Source organism: Acinetobacter sp. DL27, assembly GCF_055810995.1.
In genome coordinates this window covers 958,372-977,383 of the sequence record NZ_CM147947.1, presented here as the reverse complement: position 1 = coordinate 977,383, position 19,012 = coordinate 958,372, and the positions used below count along the sequence as shown (strand labels likewise).

General features: G+C 41.9%; 19 protein-coding genes. 11 read left to right on the top strand and 8 right to left on the bottom strand.

What is annotated here, in order from left to right; genetic code table 11:
- The first annotated feature begins 14 nt into the window (after nucleotides 1-14).
- Nucleotides 15-821, top strand: coding sequence for an indole-3-glycerol phosphate synthase TrpC (trpC, locus tag AC0KVP_RS04690; protein WP_473339321.1), 807 nt, complete (start codon nucleotides 15-17; stop codon nucleotides 819-821).
- A gap of 115 nt (nucleotides 822-936) precedes the next feature.
- Here the strand turns inward: trpC and AC0KVP_RS04685 are convergent, their stop codons facing one another.
- Both AC0KVP_RS04685 and AC0KVP_RS04680 read right to left on the bottom strand, forming a co-directional pair.
- Nucleotides 937-3,132 (bottom strand): winged helix-turn-helix domain-containing protein, encoded by a 2,196-nt coding sequence (locus AC0KVP_RS04685; RefSeq protein WP_473339317.1) that lies wholly within the window; start codon nucleotides 3,130-3,132, stop codon nucleotides 937-939.
- A gap of 147 nt (nucleotides 3,133-3,279) precedes the next feature.
- Nucleotides 3,280-3,591 (bottom strand): P-loop domain-containing protein, encoded by a 312-nt coding sequence (locus AC0KVP_RS04680; RefSeq protein ID WP_227509220.1) that lies wholly within the window; start codon nucleotides 3,589-3,591, stop codon nucleotides 3,280-3,282.
- Between the two features lie 345 nt (nucleotides 3,592-3,936).
- On the opposite strand from AC0KVP_RS04680, the gene AC0KVP_RS04675 reads away from it, so the two are divergent.
- From AC0KVP_RS04675 to AC0KVP_RS04650, 6 genes are all read left to right on the top strand, one after another.
- On the top strand, nucleotides 3,937-4,431 hold the full coding sequence (locus tag AC0KVP_RS04675; RefSeq protein WP_473339314.1) for a 2,4'-dihydroxyacetophenone dioxygenase family protein: 495 nt from the start codon (nucleotides 3,937-3,939) through the stop codon (nucleotides 4,429-4,431).
- 74 nt (nucleotides 4,432-4,505) lie between these two features.
- Nucleotides 4,506-6,140, top strand: coding sequence for a long-chain fatty acid--CoA ligase (locus tag AC0KVP_RS04670; RefSeq protein ID WP_473339311.1), 1,635 nt, complete (start codon nucleotides 4,506-4,508; stop codon nucleotides 6,138-6,140).
- Between the two features lie 32 nt (nucleotides 6,141-6,172).
- Entirely contained in the window at nucleotides 6,173-6,994 is an 822-nt protein-coding gene (locus tag AC0KVP_RS04665) for an SDR family NAD(P)-dependent oxidoreductase (RefSeq protein ID WP_473339308.1), read from the top strand.
- A 252-nt stretch (nucleotides 6,995-7,246) separates the two neighbouring features.
- Nucleotides 7,247-7,933: a Smr/MutS family protein gene (locus tag AC0KVP_RS04660; RefSeq protein WP_062034007.1), complete on the top strand. Its 687-nt coding sequence runs from the start codon at nucleotides 7,247-7,249 to the stop codon at nucleotides 7,931-7,933.
- A gap of 93 nt (nucleotides 7,934-8,026) precedes the next feature.
- Nucleotides 8,027-8,575 carry a GTP cyclohydrolase I FolE gene (folE, locus tag AC0KVP_RS04655; RefSeq protein ID WP_171054237.1) on the top strand — a complete coding sequence of 183 codons (549 nt, stop codon included), beginning with the start codon at nucleotides 8,027-8,029 and terminating at the stop codon, nucleotides 8,573-8,575.
- A gap of 86 nt (nucleotides 8,576-8,661) precedes the next feature.
- Complete coding sequence (locus AC0KVP_RS04650; protein WP_010327244.1) at nucleotides 8,662-9,021, top strand: cupin domain-containing protein; 360 nt, start codon at nucleotides 8,662-8,664, stop codon at nucleotides 9,019-9,021.
- A 56-nt stretch (nucleotides 9,022-9,077) separates the two neighbouring features.
- Here AC0KVP_RS04650 and AC0KVP_RS04645 read toward each other — a convergent pair whose 3' ends face one another.
- From AC0KVP_RS04645 to hemE, 5 genes are all read right to left on the bottom strand, one after another.
- Nucleotides 9,078-10,454 (bottom strand): diguanylate cyclase, encoded by a 1,377-nt coding sequence (locus AC0KVP_RS04645; RefSeq protein ID WP_348922574.1) that lies wholly within the window; start codon nucleotides 10,452-10,454, stop codon nucleotides 9,078-9,080.
- 196 nt (nucleotides 10,455-10,650) lie between these two features.
- Entirely contained in the window at nucleotides 10,651-12,534 is a 1,884-nt protein-coding gene (locus AC0KVP_RS04640) for an Lnb N-terminal periplasmic domain-containing protein (RefSeq protein WP_473339304.1), read from the bottom strand.
- Nucleotides 12,535-12,603: 69 nt separating this feature from the next.
- The gene (locus AC0KVP_RS04635; protein ID WP_259233069.1) at nucleotides 12,604-13,074 is read right to left on the bottom strand and encodes a DUF3015 domain-containing protein; all 471 of its coding nucleotides are present in this window, start codon (nucleotides 13,072-13,074) and stop codon (nucleotides 12,604-12,606) included.
- Between the two features lie 146 nt (nucleotides 13,075-13,220).
- Nucleotides 13,221-14,018, bottom strand: coding sequence for a DUF817 family protein (locus AC0KVP_RS04630; RefSeq protein ID WP_473340419.1), 798 nt, complete (start codon nucleotides 14,016-14,018; stop codon nucleotides 13,221-13,223).
- A 36-nt stretch (nucleotides 14,019-14,054) separates the two neighbouring features.
- Nucleotides 14,055-15,125 (bottom strand): uroporphyrinogen decarboxylase, encoded by a 1,071-nt coding sequence (gene hemE / locus AC0KVP_RS04625; protein ID WP_473339298.1) that lies wholly within the window; start codon nucleotides 15,123-15,125, stop codon nucleotides 14,055-14,057.
- A gap of 202 nt (nucleotides 15,126-15,327) precedes the next feature.
- Here hemE and AC0KVP_RS04620 point away from each other — a divergent pair, with 202 nt between their 5' ends.
- The 4 genes from AC0KVP_RS04620 (at nucleotide 15,328) to AC0KVP_RS04605 (ending at nucleotide 18,533) form a co-directional block, all read left to right on the top strand.
- Complete coding sequence (locus AC0KVP_RS04620; RefSeq protein ID WP_087013235.1) at nucleotides 15,328-16,569, top strand: L,D-transpeptidase family protein; 1,242 nt, start codon at nucleotides 15,328-15,330, stop codon at nucleotides 16,567-16,569.
- A gap of 77 nt (nucleotides 16,570-16,646) precedes the next feature.
- Nucleotides 16,647-16,940: a hypothetical protein gene (locus AC0KVP_RS04615; RefSeq protein ID WP_473339294.1), complete on the top strand. Its 294-nt coding sequence runs from the start codon at nucleotides 16,647-16,649 to the stop codon at nucleotides 16,938-16,940.
- Between the two features lie 130 nt (nucleotides 16,941-17,070).
- Nucleotides 17,071-17,715 (top strand): hypothetical protein, encoded by a 645-nt coding sequence (locus AC0KVP_RS04610; RefSeq protein ID WP_473339292.1) that lies wholly within the window; start codon nucleotides 17,071-17,073, stop codon nucleotides 17,713-17,715.
- Between the two features lie 122 nt (nucleotides 17,716-17,837).
- The gene (locus AC0KVP_RS04605; RefSeq protein ID WP_473339289.1) at nucleotides 17,838-18,533 is read left to right on the top strand and encodes a pirin family protein; all 696 of its coding nucleotides are present in this window, start codon (nucleotides 17,838-17,840) and stop codon (nucleotides 18,531-18,533) included.
- 79 nt (nucleotides 18,534-18,612) lie between these two features.
- On the opposite strand, the gene AC0KVP_RS04600 is transcribed toward AC0KVP_RS04605, so the two are convergent.
- Nucleotides 18,613-18,966 (bottom strand): DUF1304 domain-containing protein, encoded by a 354-nt coding sequence (locus AC0KVP_RS04600; RefSeq protein ID WP_473339286.1) that lies wholly within the window; start codon nucleotides 18,964-18,966, stop codon nucleotides 18,613-18,615.
- Nucleotides 18,967-19,012 lie beyond the last annotated feature (46 nt).

Sequence of the window (19,012 nt, the reverse complement as noted above, 5' to 3'; positions counted from 1 at the left end):
GACAGGATTTTGTCATGGTAGATATCGCAAATACGATTTTAGGCAAAATTGTGGATCGCAAGCAGGAAGAGTTTGCTGCACGCCTCAAACAACGTAGCTATAAAGATGTTGAAGAATGGGCATTTGAAGCAACTCCTGTGCGTAGTTTTGCAAAGTCTTTACTGAGCAAACAACCGGGTGTGATCGCTGAAATTAAGAAAGCATCACCATCTAAAGGTATCATTCGTGAAAACTTTGATCCTGCTGAAATCGCACAGCAATACGAAGCCGCGGGTGCAGCATGTTTATCGGTTTTAACCGATGTCGATTTTTTCCAAGGTGCCGATGAAAATATTCAAATTGCACGTTCTCACTGTGCCCTGCCTGCATTACGTAAAGACTTTCTGATTGACCCTTATGGGGTGATTGAAGCACGAGCTTTACATGCGGACTGTATTCTTCTGATTGTGGCATGCTTGTCCGATCAACAACTCGAAGAAATGTCTAAAACGGCTTTTGAACAGAATTTAGATGTCTTGGTTGAAGTACACGATGAAGCAGAACTTGAACGTGCTTTACGTCTATCTGAGCGTTGCGTATTGGGTGTCAATAACCGCAATTTAAAAACCTTTGATGTGGACTTAAACACTTCGATTCGTTTGAAAAAACTGCTTGAACCATCTCGTCTACTGGTGACTGAAAGTGGGATTGCGACCCCAGCAGATGTGGCAATGATGCAAGAGCATGACATTCATGCTTTCTTGGTCGGTGAAAGTTTTATGAAACAGCCGCGCCCAGATCACGCCTTTACTGAGCTGTTTGGAACACCTAAATCACTTTAATGGCATATTCAGGGTAAGGCATACCCTTGCCCTGAATACTTTGTGATATATTCTTTCAAAAAGCTGTTGAAGATCTCGTTAAACAGCAACACATAAAAAATTATTCAATCTTAAATTACTCAATTAAACCCTGCTTCTTAGCTTCATTTACCGCTTCCATTCGAGAGCGGACCTGCAACTTGTTATAGATTTTACGCAGATGCCATTTCACCGTATTGATGGACAAAAAGATCGACTCGGATATTTCAGCATCAGTACAGCCACGGCTTAATTTTTCTAAAATTTGGATTTCACGTTTTGATAAAGCCTCAAGGCCAGAACTTCCGATCAAAGCTTCAGCACTGCTTTCAGCATGATTGAGCTTTTGCAGTTGCTGAATATATTCCAATAACACAACTGTATGCTTTTGCTTCTGTCGACTTATGTGCTGACTTAAGCCACTTAATATATCCCAAATTAAAGGGTCTTCATCTAGAATCACCCGCACCGCTTGAGTCGGCATGAGGGTTTCAAGTGCTTGTTGTAGCGCTTCAAAAGCCTGTTCATGCTGTTTCAACTGATATAGGGCCAGTGCAAACAAGATTTGAACACGCGCAAAACGTATCGGATAAATCTTAAAAAATGCTAACTGCTGGCTTAAATATTCTTTGGCTTGCTCAGCTTGCCCCATGAAAATTTGCTGACGCACCACCATTAAATCATCGCCACGCAGTAAATGGGTAAAGTTTAAATACGGCTGAAATGCCACCTGTTCAGTATCAGCTAATGCTGAAAGCGGGCTTGATTGCTGCGCATAGGCTTGTATGGTTTGTGCGAGCCGAGGTAATGACCATTGACTACTGCGGGTATGGGCTTGATGCAAACACACTTGTATCGCGGCTTGATCTTGATGCAATGTAGCTAAACGCATTTGTAAAATGTAGCCCACCACCACCATATCTGTGAGTACCAAATGATCGCCACCCTTAAAGTCCATTAATGCCGTTTCGACTTGCGATATTTGGTTCATCTCATAATACACATCTGCTTTAAAGCTACTCAGAATATTCATGATGACCGCTTTGTTGTCTTCATCTAAGCCTAATTTACGATATTCTGCACTTTGCCCAACTTGAGCAAATTTCTCTACTGCGAGAGTCAAATCTCCTAATAAATAATCACACAGCGCATCAACACAATCGACTATCGCCAAACCATATAGGTTATGTCCTTGCAAATAGATAATGCGCGTTTGTAGTAATAGCTTTCGTGCTTCACTCATTTGCCCCAAACAAATGTGATACAAAGCGACAATCCCGATGAGTGGAGCACGCGCAAAATAGGCCGTACTTGCCAGTTGTGCTAAGTTTTGTTGCGCTAAGGTATAAGCCACATCTAACTTGTCTTCTAAAACTGCAATGAGAGGAGCTAAACCTAATTGGTCCTCATGTTGTAATAAGGTTTCATGTTGATCCACGCTATGCCAGAGCTGTAGGTAATGATTGGCCAAGGTCACTTGATGAGTCAGCACCAAAGTCCAAATAATGTCATAAAGCAAATTGGGGTTTTGTACCAAAACAGAATCCGGTATCTGCTTGACCAACTCCAAGAAAGTATAGTGTCGACCTTCTAAAATCAGTTCACGACATACCGAGTTGAGCAGTGCCAAAATCAATTGCTGATCTTCTACTTGTTGGGCGTGATAAATCGCTTCCATCAGATAACGCTGTTGTTTGAACCATTCTGCCGCTTTACTATGCATGTGCTGATATGCATCAGGTTGTAAAAGCTTAAACTTCGATTGTAAAAAGTCTCGAAATAAATGATGCACGCGATACCATGTACGTTGTTCATCTATCGCTTGAATGAACAAGCCTTTTTGGCTAATGGCATCGAGAATCTGCTGTGCAGCAGGATTACCCGTTAAGGCAATGACCAAAGCTGGATTAATTTTTCTCAGTACACTAATTTGCATTAAGAATTGCTGGATTTCAGGGTCTTGTTGTAAAAAAACCTGCTCACTGAGGTAATTCACAATCTGATGATGCGCACCAGTTAAATTTTGAATAAAACCATGAATATCTTGATGTTCTTTCAAATATAAATTGGTGAATTGAATGCCTGTAAACCAGCCTTCAGTTTTATCAATCAATTGTTCTGCAAGCTCTGTGCTTAAAGCAAGCTGGTCAAAGTTTTGTTGTTGTAAAAACTGAATAAGCGCACTGCTTTCTTGCTGTTTGATACTGAGCTGAGTCTCTGTGACCCACTTTAAACGACCTAATAGATATTCTTTCGCGAAACTCCAATTGGGTTTGACCCTTGAAGCGATCACCAAATGACAATTTTCAGGTAAGGACTGGTACAACCACCAAAAGATATTTAAACATTCTGGGTTTGTTAATGCTTCAAACTCATCGATAAATAAAACTGTGTCAGCATCCTCTGCTGCAACTTTTTGTGTCAGCTCAATGATGTGTTGTTAATGGATCTGTCCATAAGAGATCGAATGCGGTGGTTCTAAATCCAAAAGCGCCAAACGCAAGTATTGATAGAGTCGAATTGGATCATTGTCATCATCATCCAAAGTTAACCAACAGACTTTCTTTCCCTTTGCTAAAAGAGACTCTGAAAGTTGATGCATCAGCGTGGTTTTTCCATAACCCGCCGCGGCGTGAATAAAAACCAAAGAAGACTGACAATAGCCCACGATCTGACTTAACAGTTGGGGACGTTGCATTGCCCTGCCATTCAGCATGCTCGGACGACTGAGTTTAGTCTTCAACACTTGCATGTATATTCATCCAATCTTTTTTATTCAACGTCATCTGCAACATTCATTTCCCTGAATTTTGCATTTGGCAAAACATCATCCTCTACGAATCATGTTATGCCATTCATCAGTCTAAAACACTTATAAATTAGTAGGGGCACCGCAGTTAAGCAATATGAAATAGCATCAAAAACCATTCCAATCCCTATTTTAAACTGTTCATTCGCGCATTTATCAAACAATGTAAATTCCATTCTTTCGAGTGGTTTGCATTTTCTGAAACCTTGTTATGCTCAAGCTTAAGGAAATCTTAGGTATTGATATCTCATATCATATTCTAAATCAAAGGCATATAAGGATTTTATCATGAGCATCGCACAATCAGTTAAACATCAGGATCGATTATTAACGATTAACATCAAAGATGGCGAAATCAAAAATGCATTACCGGGTGTACATGTCACACCTTGCTTTTTAGACCCCGATAATGGCGTCTGGGTCATTCATGCCCGTTTTGAACCAGGCACTATTCTTCCTCGCCACTTCCATACTGGTGTTGTCCATTTCTATACAACAGCAGGTTCATGGCATTATGTCGAATATCCTGAAGATGTTCAAACGGCTGGCAGCTATTTATTTGAACCAGCAGGTTCCATCCATACCTTAGCAACCCCAGAAGGTGCTGAAGGTTTCATGATGGTTGAAGGGGCGAACGTCAACTTAAATGATGATGACTCACTGATGTTTATTATGGACTCGGGTTGGATTGAGCGCACCCTACATGCTGTTGCACAGCAAACAGGTCAAAAAATGCCACGTTATATCAAGCCAGGCTCTGGTGTTGATTTTAACGATAAATAAAGACATAAGGACTTTTAGCTTTAGCTAAGAGTCTTTTTTCAATTAAAAAAATAGTAACCCCAAGGATGAATGAAATGTTTGGCAAAATGATGCACCAATCTTTGTTGATTAGTAATTTAATTGAGCATGCAGCAAAGTACCACTCAGATACTTCTATTTTTTCACGTGAAGTATCTGGTCAAATGACCACTACCAATTGGTTACAGGTCCAACAAAATAGTAAACGTTTAGCGAATGCTTTCACGTCATTTAATCTTAACCAAGGTGATCGTCTTGCAACGATCGCGTGGAACAACCACCGTCATTTAGAATCTTGGTATGCTATTTCAGGGAGTGGTTATGTTTGCCACACCATCAACCCTCGCTTGTTCCCAGAACAACTGGTCTTCATTATTAATGATGCACAAGATAAAGCGATTTTCTTTGATTCAACTTTTCTACCATTAATTGTTGCAATCCAAGGCAAAGTGCCAACGGTTGAAAAATTTATCTGTTACGGTGCGCATGATGAAAAAGTCGTTGCAGCACTGCCAGATGTTATTTTCTATGATGATTTGATTCAAAACCAATCTGCTGAATTTAACTGGCCACAATTCGGCGAAGAAACCCCAAGTTCTTTATGTTATACCTCAGGCACAACAGGTAACCCGAAAGGCGTACTGTATAGCCACCGCTCTACCCTACTACACACTATGGCGATCAGCTTGCCAGACTCGTTAAATCTGTCTGCAAGTGATGTGGTCATGCCTGTCGTTCCAATGTTCCATGTCAATGCATGGGGTGTGCCATATGCAGCAGCCATGGTGGGTACAAGTATCGTTTTACCTGGCCCCAATCTAGATGGTGACAGCCTTGTTAATCTGATTGACACCTATAAAGTCTCTCTGGCTTTAGGTGTACCTACCATCTGGCAAGGATTATTAGCTGCTGCGAAAAAAAGCGGTACAACTTCAGAAAGCATGACCCGTAATGTCGTGGGTGGTGCTGCATGCCCGCCATCGATTATTCGTGATTTCAAAAACAACTATGCTTGCGACACCATTCATGCATGGGGAATGTCTGAAACCAGCCCTCTGGGCACAGCGAACCAACCAAAAGCCAAACATGCCACTTTAAGTGCTGAAGACTTTGAAAAGCTACGCTTAACCCAAGGTCGTCCACCTTTTGGTGTTGAATTACGTATCGTTGATGAAAATACCAATCAAGTCTTAGCCAATGATGGTCATACTCAAGGGAATTTACAAATTCGTGGCCCTTGGATTGTCGATCATTATTTCAACCAAGAGCAAAGCGCCACTACAACCGATGGCTGGTTCGACACGGGGGATATTGCGACTCTAGATGCGGACGGTTATATGACCATCTGTGATCGCGCTAAAGACTTAATCAAATCAGGCGGTGAATGGATTTCTTCGGTTGAACTTGAAAATATTGCCGTAGGTCACCCTGAAATTCGTATGGCAGCTGCTATTGCAGCACGTCATCCGAAATGGGATGAGCGCCCAATTTTGATTGCCGTAAAACAAGAAAACTCAACACTGACTGAAGAAGAAGTGCTGGCTTACTTTGATAATAAGATTGCCCGCTGGCAGATTCCTGACGTGGTGATTTTTGTAGATGCACTGCCAATCAACGGTACAGGTAAAATTGTGAAGGCAGAACTCCGTAAACAATTTGGTGATGTTTTACTTCAAAACGAAGTCGTTTAAGGCTCATTCGAAACATTCAAAAGGATATTGTGATGAAAAAAAATATGAAAACAGCATGGGTTACAGGTGGCAGCAGCGGTATTGGCCTTGAGTTGACTAAACGTTTACTCAAAGATAACTACCAAGTGTGTATTTTCGCCCATGCGGGGATTGAACAAGCGGTGATTGACTTGCAAAAGTGCTCCCCTGCGGTCTGTGGTTTTGAAGTCGATGTACAAAATGAAAGCACTATGGAGGCGAAATTTGCAGAAGCAGTGGCTGCATTTGGCACACCAGATTTGTTGATAAACTCAGCAGGGATCAGTATTGCTAAGAATTTCGATGAAATGACTTCTCAAGAATTCGAAAGACAAATCAATATTAATCTTGTTGGCAGTCGTAATGTTGCGCATGCTGCCTTACCGCATCTCAAACAAGCCGTTCAACAGGGTAAACGTCCAAAATTGGTATTTATTGCCTCTGCAGCGGGCTTAGTCGGTTGTTATGGCTATACAGGTTACTGCTCATCTAAATTTGGCGTGGTCGGTTTGGCTGAAGTGCTGCGTATGGAACTGCGCAGTCAAAAAATTGACGTTGCTGTGGTTTGCCCACCTGAAGTGGACACACCACTTGTAACGGAAGAACGTAAAAACGGTTTACCAGTTACAGCGGCATTAAAGCAATTGGGCGGCAGCCTCCCACTAGAAAAGGCCTGTCAGGAAATTTACAACGACATTTTTTCTTCTCAATTTATCATTATTCCAAGTACTCAAGCACGTATTCTTGCCAAACTTTCACGTGTCTTGCCTGACCTTTATCGTAACCAGATCGATAAAAAACTAGATAAAATCATCCGTACTTTACGTGCAAGTTAAGTCACGACTGACTTAGCACGCCAAACCTGAACCCGAGTACATCATTTGTCTCTCTAGATAGAATGGTTGCTCGGGTTCAATCATTTTAAGTTCTTACAGAACAGCAGTGCTCTTGAGCACCCCACAGAATACTCTTAGCCATTTGATATGCAATTTTTTGCAAATCTCTATGAATGCAATTCAGTTCAAATATAGGGAAAATCAGACTATAATTATCGCCTAATTTCTTATTTTGCGTATTTTTCTGACACTATGAGCAAACATGATTCATCGCTTTCTAAAGAACAGTTTAATTTACTGAAAGACTTTAAAAAGCAAATCACCAATCCGCATTCGACTGCCATCAAACAGTCTGAGGCCCAAGCTCAAGTTGCTCCGCCCGAGCCAGAAGATGATTTCGCGTTGTTTCAAAAACAAATGCAAGGTGTCCAAAAGATGGAGGCCGCGAACATTGCCAAAATAGAAAAAAATCCAAAGAAAAAAATCGATGCACAAACTTTAGCAAAACGTGCAGCGGCTGAAGGCCCAATGCATACCGATGCAACTGAGCTGTCCGATACTCAAGCGATGCTCAATCCTGTTGCGAGCCAAGCCGCGCTCAGTTATCGCATTGCTACACTACAGCACAAAGTATTTGAAGATTTAAAAGCGGGTAACATCCGTTGGTTTGAAGCAGTCGACTTGCATGGTTGCACCGTTGAAGAAGCCCGTGTCGCAGTTTTACAAGTCATTCAAATGGCCAAAGATGAAAATCAAAATGTTATTAAAATTGTGCACGGCAAAGGTCCAGAAGCCATTTTAAAAACCTATGTGAATGGTTGGCTGCGTCAACACCGCGATGTGCTGGCTTTTGTAAGTGCACCAGAGAAGCAAGGTGGCACAGGTGCAGTTTTAGTGTTGCTAAAACGTGCTGAAAAGAATCCAAAGTTTAAACAGTAATCGGATTTTTGTCCAAAATAAGGCATTGGAATAGTTTTCTGCTACAATGCCGTCCTTGTTCAATATCAGTGTAAGTGAACACGTCTTATGTCTATGCAGCAATCCTACGCTAACATCTTAACTGCCGTTGGTGAAGACCTAACCCGTCCAGGTCTCCTCGATACGCCTATGCGTGCTGCTAAAGCTTTTTCGTATTTAACGTCTGGTTATAGCAAAAGCTTAGAAGAAGTGACCAATAATGCGGTGTTCCCATCGGACAACCGTGAAATGGTGCTGGTTAAAAATATCGAATTTTATTCACTCTGTGAACACCATTTATTGCCTTTCTATGGTCGCGTACATATTGCGTATTTACCTGAAGGTAATGTCCTTGGACTCTCTAAATTTGCACGCATCACCGAAATGTTTGCACGTCGTCTACAGATTCAAGAAAACCTGACGCAGCAGATCGCAGAAGCGGTTGCAGAAGTGACGGGTGCACGTGGCGTGGCGGTTATGATTGATTCTGCACATATGTGTATGATGATGCGCGGCGTCGGCAAACAAGAATCGACTACACGTACCGTTTCCTTTATTGGTGACTTTAAAACCAATAAAGAAGAGCGCCGCGAGTTTTTAAGTGCAGTCCCTGAAAGCTATTAATTGAAACATAAAGCCTCAACCGCTGTTGGGGCTTTTTTTATGCATATATCATTGAACGATTCATTTTTTGTTTAGAGGAATACGCAATGTCAGCAATTTGGTTAGCAGGTCATGGTTTGACCCAAGGCGAACAGAGTATTGATTTTCCACGTCCAGACCGTTTGGTCCAAGGCAACCCACAGCGCCAGACCTATAGTCTATATGAACACCCACACATGGGCTGCGGGATTTGGCACTGTGAAGTTGGCTCATGGAATATTCAATTTGCTGACAACAAACAAGAATTCTTTCAAGTGATGGAAGGCAGCATCCGTATTCATGATGCCCATACTCAAGACTTCATTGAAGTCAAAGCAGGTCAGGCAGGAATTATTCCACCAAGTTTTATCGGCACATTTGAAGTGGTTGAAGCTGTAAAAAAATACTATGTGATTGTTGAGGTATAAACACCTCAACAACCGATTTGAAACGACTAAGAACAGTTCGTATTTAAGTCTGAGATTTAAACACTCAGGACTTTTTCAGTCACATGAATACAGTTACGCCCTTTATTTTTGGCTGCATAGAGTGCCGAATCGGCAGTGTCTAAAAAGCGTTGATAGTCAGGATGACCATTATAAACCGTACAGCCAATACTGACGGTAAAACTAAAACTTTGCCCATGAGCGGTACGAATTGGGGTTTCCTGTATCCGCATGCGAATCGTTTCAGCGATTTGTAAAGCACGTGTGAGATCACTGTCGACCAACAGCAATAAGAACTCTTCGCCACCCACACGGAAGGCATAGTCACTGCCCTTCGCTACATCTAACAAGACTTCAGCAATAAAACGCAGTGCCAAGTCCCCTGCCGTATGCCCATATTTATCGTTGATACGTTTGAAATAATCCGCATCAATTGCCAGTAGGCTCAACGCAGCATCATTTTTACGAGCAAAATTAATTTCACGAGACACAATCGTACTTAAATAACGACGGTTTAAAAGTTGAGTCAGAGAGTCATTGCCTGAGTCTATATATTCGGTCACTTGAAACAGTTGATCGACCAAATGCTGAATCTGTCGATTCACGTCACGAATTTCCTGAATACGTTCTACCTTCTGAGCCTGATCCTGACAGTCGAGCACGTCAAAATTGAGGGTATCGACCTGTTGAATCAGCCTGATAATGGTCTCCACTTGCTCTGCGCCTGTAAAGGCATACGCCGCTTTATGCACAAACCATAGACCAAATTCTGACTTAGACAAGGCAATGTGTTGCAACTGTGGATGCTCAGAGAAGACTTTGAACATCAACTCATTTTCCCAGTCGAGCAAAATGCTGCGCTGCTTATCTTTTTGTACTGCGACATCTTGCATTGCAGAAAATAAACGATAGCTATGCTTAACTTCATGACTTCGCTCAGTATTGGCTTCATAGGATCTGCACATAATTTCTGTCGCAAAACCCATAATTTGCAGCATATAACTCAGCATGTGGTGGTTATTTTCTAGCGGAAGTTCAGCCAAGAGTTCCAAGATTTTGTTTTCAATCTCACGAATACCGCGCATGATCAACCAAGAAGGAATGCCCACCCGCGCATGTACCTGCCCAACTTTTTGTTGTTTTTCAACTGCTGCATAATAAGCTTCATTCACAGCCACATCGAAACTTTCAATGAGCCATTGGTTTAAACTGTTTTTTAAACGTTGTTGAATGATGTCATCTTTAAAAAAATCTGCAGCTTCAGGCTCCAAGACAATATTGCTATAAAATTCATTGACCAATACAGACGAATGCTGCTGAATAAAATTTTGCGCTTTAACGTGATCATTCACTGAATAATGTTGGCAAATTTTCCCCCATTGCTCGGCCAATTTAGCCATGCATTCATCATTCATAAAACTTACCTATTTATATATTTTTGAGACTTACTAGACATTTATGTGATTAATATAACAAATTTCAATACTTATTTTCACCATCAGCTTTCATTTTCAGCACTTTATAAAAAGTAAGGCTCACGTTTGGTTGTTTTAACAGCAATGACTTTCATAAAAAAAGCCCCTTTATTGGAGCTTTGAAAAGAGGATCGAACTAAAAGAAATGGATATAACTCAAACCCGTCTGATCCCAATCTTTGCCTTTTTGCTGTTGATACTGCCAATGAAGCCTCAACGCATTTTGCTGATTGAATAAATATTGCAACTGAGTATTCAGTCTGACTTGCCATTGATGGCTATCTTCCCAATATGGCAGCTCGACCTGTACCAAACTATTGATATGTTCGCTCCAGATGTTCTGGCAGCCTACCGTTGGCCCAAGTCCCACGCGCCAACCTCGGTCTAAAGCGTTGCCTGCTTGAACATGATTTTGCAATTGTGCATAGCATAAATGTTGACGCTCTTGATTTGCCACACTATAACCAAACTGACTGGATAGATTGAATACACCGTGTTGATCCTGTTCACTAAATGCACCATCTCGATCTAGTGCTTCTTGTTGCCAGCCCATATTGAAGCCCCAACTTAAGGGAGTTTTAAAGGCAGTCAGTGGACTGTAGGCATTGACCTCCAGCACATTTAGTTCTTGCAGTTTTAGTCGATCATCGCGATATTCAAGACTGCCTTCTAGAAACTTAAGCTGTGTACCCAAACGGAAACCGCCTTGCGGGTCAATCAAGTCATGATAGGCCTGACGATGGCTCAGTCGGAAATAAGAGTCACCTTGTACCTCACCCGCTTCAAGCTGAACAGTTCGTGCCTGATGACCTTTTACTGGATCTACTTTTGGTGCTTCAACCACTTGACGTTGCTTTTCCAAGTCAATCTGACTCCGCAAACCCAGCAGTTGTCGAATGCGCGGCTGGGCGTCTTCTGCCGCAATCTTTTGTGCAATTAACTGTAAATACACATGGTCATAGGCCATTTCTAAAATACGCGCCTGATCCACCAAAGCATAGCGATCCAAATAGTCTTGCATTTGAGCAGGTTCAAGTTGCGCAACCTGATGCGCCGCAGCCGCCAAGGCTTGACCATGTTGTTTGGCTTGTGCCAATAATTGGGTTTCTAAAGCAGGACGGTAAATACTTTCTGCAATTAAATTATTTTCATCGACCGCCTTAATAGTCTCAACAGGAATCGCAGCGGTTTTAAATTGTTTTTGTAGGTTGACCTCTGGCCGTACCAAATCAATTAAACCCAGTAACCGATAGGCACAGTTATCACTGATAAAATAGTAAGGAAATTGCACATGCTTGAGTTCCCAAATATGCTCAACCATGGTCTTGGTTTCTTCTGGCGTCAGGGCTAACTCGTACTCCCACAAATCGCGGCTTTCCAAATCACCATATTCTTTCACTTTGCGGTAGTACGGCATGAGTGAGTACTCACCTTGGTACTGCCCAGTTAAGCCCTTCCATGCAAAAGAAAAGCTGTCGCTATTGGCCACTGTCGCTGCATAATTCACGGCATAAGAGACCAAGTTCAGCTGTTTTTGGTCTTTAGGATCAAGCCTTAACAGGGTATGGCCAAACATCGAACTCGGGTTACCCATAAAGTCCGTGGCGTAAATTAAAGTCGCCTTATACGGCTTAATTTGCCCAAGCCACTCATCCAGCTCAGGACATGAGGCTTTAGGCAATTGAGTCGATGCAATATTCAGTTGTTCTATAAGCCATTTTGAACGTGCTGGAAAGCGGCACTGAATCGATTGATTGGCTGCGGCTGGGGTAAAAAGTGCAGCAATATTGGCATCAAGCTCTTGTTTGAGCTGGGTTTTTCCGTGTTCACTATAAAAAAACGGACGGTAGGTGACTTCACTTTGTCCTGAAGCATTGGCATACATCAAACGTTGCCAAGTCACATTTGAGGCTAGCTTCAGCTGCTGTGCTTTTTCAATATAAAACTCTGCTGAGCTAGGTGCTTGAGCAAAGATGCTGGTGCTGAATAGCACACTAAAGAGGAGGACAACAGATTTCATGCAGTGTTAGCTATTCTTCTTTTTTAGATATGAAAAACCCTGCCTGAATGGCAGGGTTTTATGGTGCAATTAAACGTATGCTTTTAATACGCTATCCGTTGCCATGACTGCTTGTAAAGATGCTAATACTTGAAGCGCATCTTGGTTTTCAGCTGAATAGATTTTTGCGAAGTTTTGTTTAGACACTTCAAAGAAACGTGCTTTATCTTCAGACTGGATGTTCAGTAATTCAGCCAGTACATTTAGACTTTCGCCCTCACCGACTGCCATATCACGCGCCAATGCTTCCGCATTTTCGTTGGTAAATGTTACTGCCTGAGCAGTCACTGTACCTGTACCACTACAACCTAAGGTACCAAAGGTAATACCGAAAAGTTGGTTAGCAAAAATACCGTTTGTTGTACCCGCTAAAATTTTAGCGACTTTACCAGACTGGCCAGCCCAGATTTGTGAACCAATACCACAACCGACGTCATTATCTGCAAATGTAGCGGTAGAACCAACAGCCAAAACCGCAGCCAATGCTATTTTTTTCAACATAAGGTTTCTCCAGACTCGATTATCTCCGAGTATTTTTATTGTTCCTATTGTGTGTATTTTGAGCTACACCCTTGTAAGATAGCGGTAACAAGCGCATAACGCAAAACAATTTATACTAAAGTGAAGTGAATATTTAAAAATGTGCTTTAGCGGTATAAGGACCAACTGCCACGTAGGTCTCGTTTCCCTAAAATTTTTAGCACCAACACCAGACTGAGCAGTAGCAATAAATACCAAGAACCTAACTTACCCCAACCGACCATATGCCATGCATCGACTTGACTTGGGTACAACCAGATTTGGTAAAATGTACTGATATTTTCCGCAATCCAAATAATAAAAGCCAACAGTAAAAGTACGGGTAACATCGGTAGTTGAAAACGATGCTGCTGCAATTCAAAGCCAATCTTGGTTTTCCAAAACAGCACTACACTCCATGCAAACAAAAGATAGCGAATATCGGGAACAAAAAATTTGGACATAAAGTTGATATAAGACAACACCGCCAATGTCAGCATGGCGGAGAAACGGGGCAAGTGCTCAAAAGAAACCTGATAAAGACGCAATGAGCGCGCAAAAAAACTGCCCACAGCCGAATACATAAAACCTGCAAACAACGGCACTGTTAAAATTTTAAACACGGCGGGATGCGGATACTGCCAAGATGCAATTTGCGGATGGGTCAAAAAGATTTCCATCACCATTGCCATCACGTGAAATAGCGCAATCACTTTAGCTTCTGCCCAAGACTCAAGTTTTAAATAGAGCAGACAAACTTGAATCAGTACGGCATAAAACAGTAGATAGTCATAACGGAAAAAACCGAAATATTCCTGACTCCCCATACTGGCTGTGAACGCAAAAGCCAATAACAGTAATATCCCAAATAAGGCAGCCGAAGCTGCCTTAGATGAGAACTCAAAACATGATTTTAAAATCGTGATCACGCATGAACCCTAATTGAATTGAAGCTGTGAAACTTAGAGATATTTGGCACTGTATTCATGCACAGTATCAATAAAGGCTTTCGGATTTTCAGGATCAACCCACTGGGTAATACCGTGACCTAAGTTTGCAACATAACCCGTTTTCTCACCGCCTGCATAAGCGTCATCTAGCATGGCTTTGGTGGCTTTCACAATGGTGTCATGCGAACCATATAATGTTGCAGGGTCTAAGTTGCCTTGCAGTGCCGCACGGCCAGCCACCGTTTGACGAGCTACATTTAATGGTGTCGTCCAATCTAGACCGAAAGCATCCGCCCCTGTTGCCACCATCGGCTCTAGCCACTGACCGCCACCTTTGGTGAATAAAATGACTGGAACTTTACGTCCTTCATTTTCACGTTTTAAACCTGCAACAATTTTTTGCATGTATTTTAAAGAAAATTCTAAATATTCACGGTGCGCCAATGCCCCGCCCCAGCTGTCAAAAATCTGTACGGCTTGAGCACCTGCATCAATTTGCGCATTTAGATAGTCAATTACCGCATCAGCCAAACGATCGAGTAGCGCATGTAAAACTTCGGGTTGCGCATACATCATTTGCTTGGTGAAACGGAAATCTTTGCTCGAACCACCTTCAACCATATAAGTTGCCAGCGTCCAAGGGCTGCCCGAAAAGCCAATTAAAGGCACTTGTCCACCTAAGGCTGAACGAATCGTCTTGACCGCATTCATCACATAGTCGAGATCAGATGCAGCATTAAACTTAGGTAAATTCGCCACATCTTGTTCAGTACGAACCGTTTTATGAAATTTAGGCCCTTCCCCAGCTTCAAAATAAAGCCCTAAACCCAAAGCATCGGGTACAGTTAAAATATCTGAAAATAAAATGGCAGCGTCGAGCTCATAACGACGTAAAGGCTGTAAAGTCACTTCACAAGCAAATTCGTTATTTTTACACAGCGAAAGGAAATCACCCGCTTGAGCACGGGTTGCACGATATTCAGGTAAATAACGCCCTGCTTGACGCATCATCCAGACGGGTGTGGTATCTACAGGTTCACGTAATAAAGCACGTAGAAAACGATCATTTTTAAGCGTCGTCATTTACTTTCCCATCTCAATTAAATTTGCCCACTATCATAACAAAAAGGTCGAATTTTTAATAACTTCTCATAACACTAAAATTCGATCAGGACAAAGATACAAACGAATATTTACACAAAACAAATACTGCATCTCCATCTTTTTTCTGTAATACTTCACTAGTTTTTACTTTGTAAATGAATAATTCTTAAGGTTGAATTACATGTTCGTTCGCACAATACTCGCGATGAGTTTAAGTTGCATTCTTGCTGGTACAGCGTTTGCTGCATCTACTACTGAACAACCCTTGACGCCAAAAAAGATCATTGATACTTCAGTTCAAGATCCTATTGATCCTTTAGCAACAGATGTCGCTTCAGCTTCTACTGCGGTTGCAAACAGCCAAATTACAGCAAAAGAACAAGCAGACTTAAACCAAGCTTCACAAACTTTAGATCAACTTGAACAATCTGAAGATAAAACAGCTGACGTTGGTGCTGCACCAAGCAAAACCACCACTGCACCGACCACCACGACGACCAATCCTGCTGCAGCAAAAGCATCGTGGACATTAAATGGTCTAAACAGTGCAGAATGGTTTGACAACATTGGTAAAGGACAATTTCCTGTCTATGCACGTGCTCATGTGATGTTGAATAATGCGCATGCGTCTCCAGGTGCAATCGATGGCATGAGCGGTAAAAACACCCTCAAAGCCATTGCCTCGTTCCAGCAAATGAGCGGTTTAAAAGCAACAGGCACTTTAACCAAAGAAACTTGGGATGCCCTACTGGCAAGCCAAGGTTCTAAGCCTGCATTTATTGAATACACCATTACCGAAGCAGACCTAAAAGGTCCTTATGCCGCATCAATTCCACGCGATTATGCACTACAAGCCAAAATGAAAGGTTTGTATTACACCCGTGTGACTGAAATGTTAGGTGAAAAGTTCCATATGGATGAAGACTTCTTGCAGAAGTTAAATCCAAAAGCAACCTTCAAAAAAGCGGGCGAAAAAATTATTGTGGCCAATATCCGTAATGAAGTGCCAGAAGACATTCATTTGATCGTTGCACATAAAGGTGCAAAACAGCTGTATTTATTTAACAGCCGCAACCAAATGATCGGTTCTTTCCCTGCAACCATTGGTAGCTCGGACACTCCATCGCCAGCGGGTACCTATAAAGTCACTGGTGTTGCGCCAAATCCATGGTATAGCTACTCACCAAGTAACTTTGTACAGGGCAAAAACTTAAAACCACTTTCTCTACCACCGGGTCCAAACGGTCCTGTAGGGAATATCTGGATTGGTTTAAGCAAAAAGTCTTTTGGTATCCACGGGACACCAAACCCTTCTGCTATTTCTAAAACAGCATCACACGGTTGTATCCGTTTGACCAACTGGGATGCCAATGATCTTGGCAAAAAAGTGAAGTCAGGTGTAACGGTTAAATTCTTAGAATAATTGGTTTTCTAAGGCATTTACGCTATAAAAGGTGTTCTCTTGAGAGCACCTTTTTTTTCAATTACAACAACATAAAAATGACGATGAACGCTTTAAAAATAATACTGCCCGTAGCCGGCTTACTATCTTTCTCAACTTATAGCTTTGCTGAATTAGATGAAAAAATTGTGACCAGCGTGGATGCTTCAGCTTATACGGTGGAATCTGACAATCCATTTGACAGTCTGGATGATCATGAAAAAATCTGCCATCCCTTATACATTCCAGAGCAAGACAGTCTCAGAGAGCCACTTTTGAATGCACGCTATTACGTCATCGCAGGTAAATCTCCGATTCACTATTACGCGATTCGAACGGGGGCAAAAGCCTAAACTGCTTTATTTAAACTCGCCCCACTCGGCAGTTTTTTCAATAGGCGAGGCTTATGCTGAAAATCGAGAAAAAATCACCCTACAGCTCCAACTCAACAACACCGTCAAAGATCATGAACTGTTTTCGATTATGCCCGTCGCTCAGCATCTCGCACTGATTTTTCGTACTCGCTATGCCTATACCCCTACAGAGTTAAAAGCCAATGTGACAATGAGCTCCATCTATGCCAAAAATCGCTACAGATACAGCTATGAAATTATTGAAATCGACACGAATGGCAAACAGCTTCACCGCGTACAATTTGTGGCTCCTGCCATTGAAGATGGGATGAGTTTTGGCCCCAAATGGGACGAGGACTCATCGGATTATAATCATGCAATACTGGAATACAGCACCAAGTCCCCGGGGGACTACCAAACCGTGCACCCTTATAACCTTGAAACCCGCTATGAGTACAGACAAGGTCAATTGAAACACTTTGAACAGAAAATTCTGCTCACCGCCAGTGACAAAGTATTTTTGAAGAATCCACCCAACTCGATTAATTATGAAAATTATCTCGATGATCAAAATGCACCGCTCTCCGTTGAAGGCAGTACTTGCCTAGATGACTATTTTGTTTTTAAAGACAAAGCGGCTCCGCTCAGAGTGAAATGGGGCAATGACTGGATGCAACAGCAGCCGAAGCTGCATCAACAATTTTTAACTGAATATGCGCAAGGCAAAAACTACGTCTGGAAAGATTTCCGCGTACGGTATTGTGATTTAAACTAAGGCTGTAATGTTGTGTTTAATCATTTCAATATTGAAACGCAACATTGCAAATTCACTATTTTAGCGACAAATATAAAACGCTAAAATTACTCCATAGATTAAAAATAAGATTGGAGTTCAAAATGGATGCATTCATTCATCGCAGTCAAGACCGTGGTCATGTCAATATCGGCTGGCTAGAGTCTAAACACAGCTTTTCTTTTGGCAGTTGGTATAACCCTAAATATATGGGTGTAAGTGCTTTACGTGTTATCAATGATGACTTGGTCGCGGGTCATCAAGGTTTCGGGCAACACCCCCATGACAATATGGAAATCTTAACCTGTGTACTCAAAGGTACCATCACCCATAAAGATAGCATGGGTAACCATGGTGGTATTTCTGCAGGTGAATGGCAACTGATGAGTGCAGGTACGGGTGTACAGCACAGTGAAATGAATCAGGGTGATGAGCCGGTACATTTACTACAAATTTGGATTACCCCAAATCAAAGAGATGCAGCGCCAACCTATCAGCAGATTCGTCTTGATCCACATGAGCAGCCAAATCAATGGCATGTGATTTGTGGTCCAAATGACAATGCTGCAATGCATATTCGTCAAAATGCCGAAGTCAAAACAGCTGTGATTGAAAAAGATCAAATGCTAGAAGTTAAAGCTACACAGCATATTAACTATGTGCATGTAATTTCAGGCTCAATCCAAATTGCAGAACATACTCTTCATGCAGGTGACGCAATTGCTTTCTTAGAAGCAAGCGATGTTAAAGCCTTGGAAGATGCACAAGTGATTTGGTTTGATTTGCCTGAAGTCAAATAAGTCATCACTCACAATAAAAAGCCAACGTCTCGACGTTGGCTTTTTTTAATGCAGAACTCAAGCAGTTTTTTCTCTTGGCTTAGAGAAAATTCACCGCAAGTAACGCCACAGCCGCAGGTAAGGCTTGAATGTAGATAATTTTCTTACTGGCGGTCAACCCACCATAAATCCCAGCAACCAAAACGCAGCCTAAAAAGAAATTGGCCAGTGGCAGTGCATAAGTTTCGGGTGCACATAGCGCCCAAAATAGACCTGCAGCCAAGAAACCATTATATAGGCCCTGATTTTGCGCCATGACTTTGGTCAGCTGTGCTTTTTCAGGCGTATTGCCAAAGGCTTTTAAACCATAGGGCTTATCCCATAAAAACATCTCTAAAACTAAAATATACACATGCAACAGTGCAATTAAAGCAATTAAAATTTTTCCCATCATACGCTTTATCCTTATTTTTGATGAATGATGCTAGATCAGCTTTACA

What these genes read in the sequence shown, in the direction of transcription:
- trpC (WP_473339321.1), top strand. Translation starts at nt 15, where the DNA reads ATGGTAGATATCGCAAATACGATTTTAGGCAAAATTGTGGATCGCAAG.
- AC0KVP_RS04680 (WP_227509220.1), bottom strand. Translation starts at nt 3,591, where the DNA reads ATGCAAGTGTTGAAGACTAAACTCAGTCGTCCGAGCATGCTGAATGGC.
- AC0KVP_RS04675 (WP_473339314.1), top strand. Translation starts at nt 3,937, where the DNA reads ATGAGCATCGCACAATCAGTTAAACATCAGGATCGATTATTAACGATT.
- AC0KVP_RS04670 (WP_473339311.1), top strand. Translation starts at nt 4,506, where the DNA reads ATGTTTGGCAAAATGATGCACCAATCTTTGTTGATTAGTAATTTAATT.
- AC0KVP_RS04665 (WP_473339308.1), top strand. Translation starts at nt 6,173, where the DNA reads ATGAAAAAAAATATGAAAACAGCATGGGTTACAGGTGGCAGCAGCGGT.
- AC0KVP_RS04660 (WP_062034007.1), top strand. Translation starts at nt 7,247, where the DNA reads ATGAGCAAACATGATTCATCGCTTTCTAAAGAACAGTTTAATTTACTG.
- folE (WP_171054237.1), top strand. Translation starts at nt 8,027, where the DNA reads ATGCAGCAATCCTACGCTAACATCTTAACTGCCGTTGGTGAAGACCTA.
- AC0KVP_RS04650 (WP_010327244.1), top strand. Translation starts at nt 8,662, where the DNA reads ATGTCAGCAATTTGGTTAGCAGGTCATGGTTTGACCCAAGGCGAACAG.
- AC0KVP_RS04645 (WP_348922574.1), bottom strand. Translation starts at nt 10,454, where the DNA reads ATGAATGATGAATGCATGGCTAAATTGGCCGAGCAATGGGGGAAAATT.
- AC0KVP_RS04640 (WP_473339304.1), bottom strand. Translation starts at nt 12,534, where the DNA reads ATGAAATCTGTTGTCCTCCTCTTTAGTGTGCTATTCAGCACCAGCATC.
- AC0KVP_RS04635 (WP_259233069.1), bottom strand. Translation starts at nt 13,074, where the DNA reads ATGTTGAAAAAAATAGCATTGGCTGCGGTTTTGGCTGTTGGTTCTACC.
- hemE (WP_473339298.1), bottom strand. Translation starts at nt 15,125, where the DNA reads ATGACGACGCTTAAAAATGATCGTTTTCTACGTGCTTTATTACGTGAA.
- AC0KVP_RS04620 (WP_087013235.1), top strand. Translation starts at nt 15,328, where the DNA reads ATGTTCGTTCGCACAATACTCGCGATGAGTTTAAGTTGCATTCTTGCT.
- AC0KVP_RS04615 (WP_473339294.1), top strand. Translation starts at nt 16,647, where the DNA reads ATGACGATGAACGCTTTAAAAATAATACTGCCCGTAGCCGGCTTACTA.
- AC0KVP_RS04610 (WP_473339292.1), top strand. Translation starts at nt 17,071, where the DNA reads ATGCCCGTCGCTCAGCATCTCGCACTGATTTTTCGTACTCGCTATGCC.
- AC0KVP_RS04605 (WP_473339289.1), top strand. Translation starts at nt 17,838, where the DNA reads ATGGATGCATTCATTCATCGCAGTCAAGACCGTGGTCATGTCAATATC.
- AC0KVP_RS04600 (WP_473339286.1), bottom strand. Translation starts at nt 18,966, where the DNA reads ATGATGGGAAAAATTTTAATTGCTTTAATTGCACTGTTGCATGTGTAT.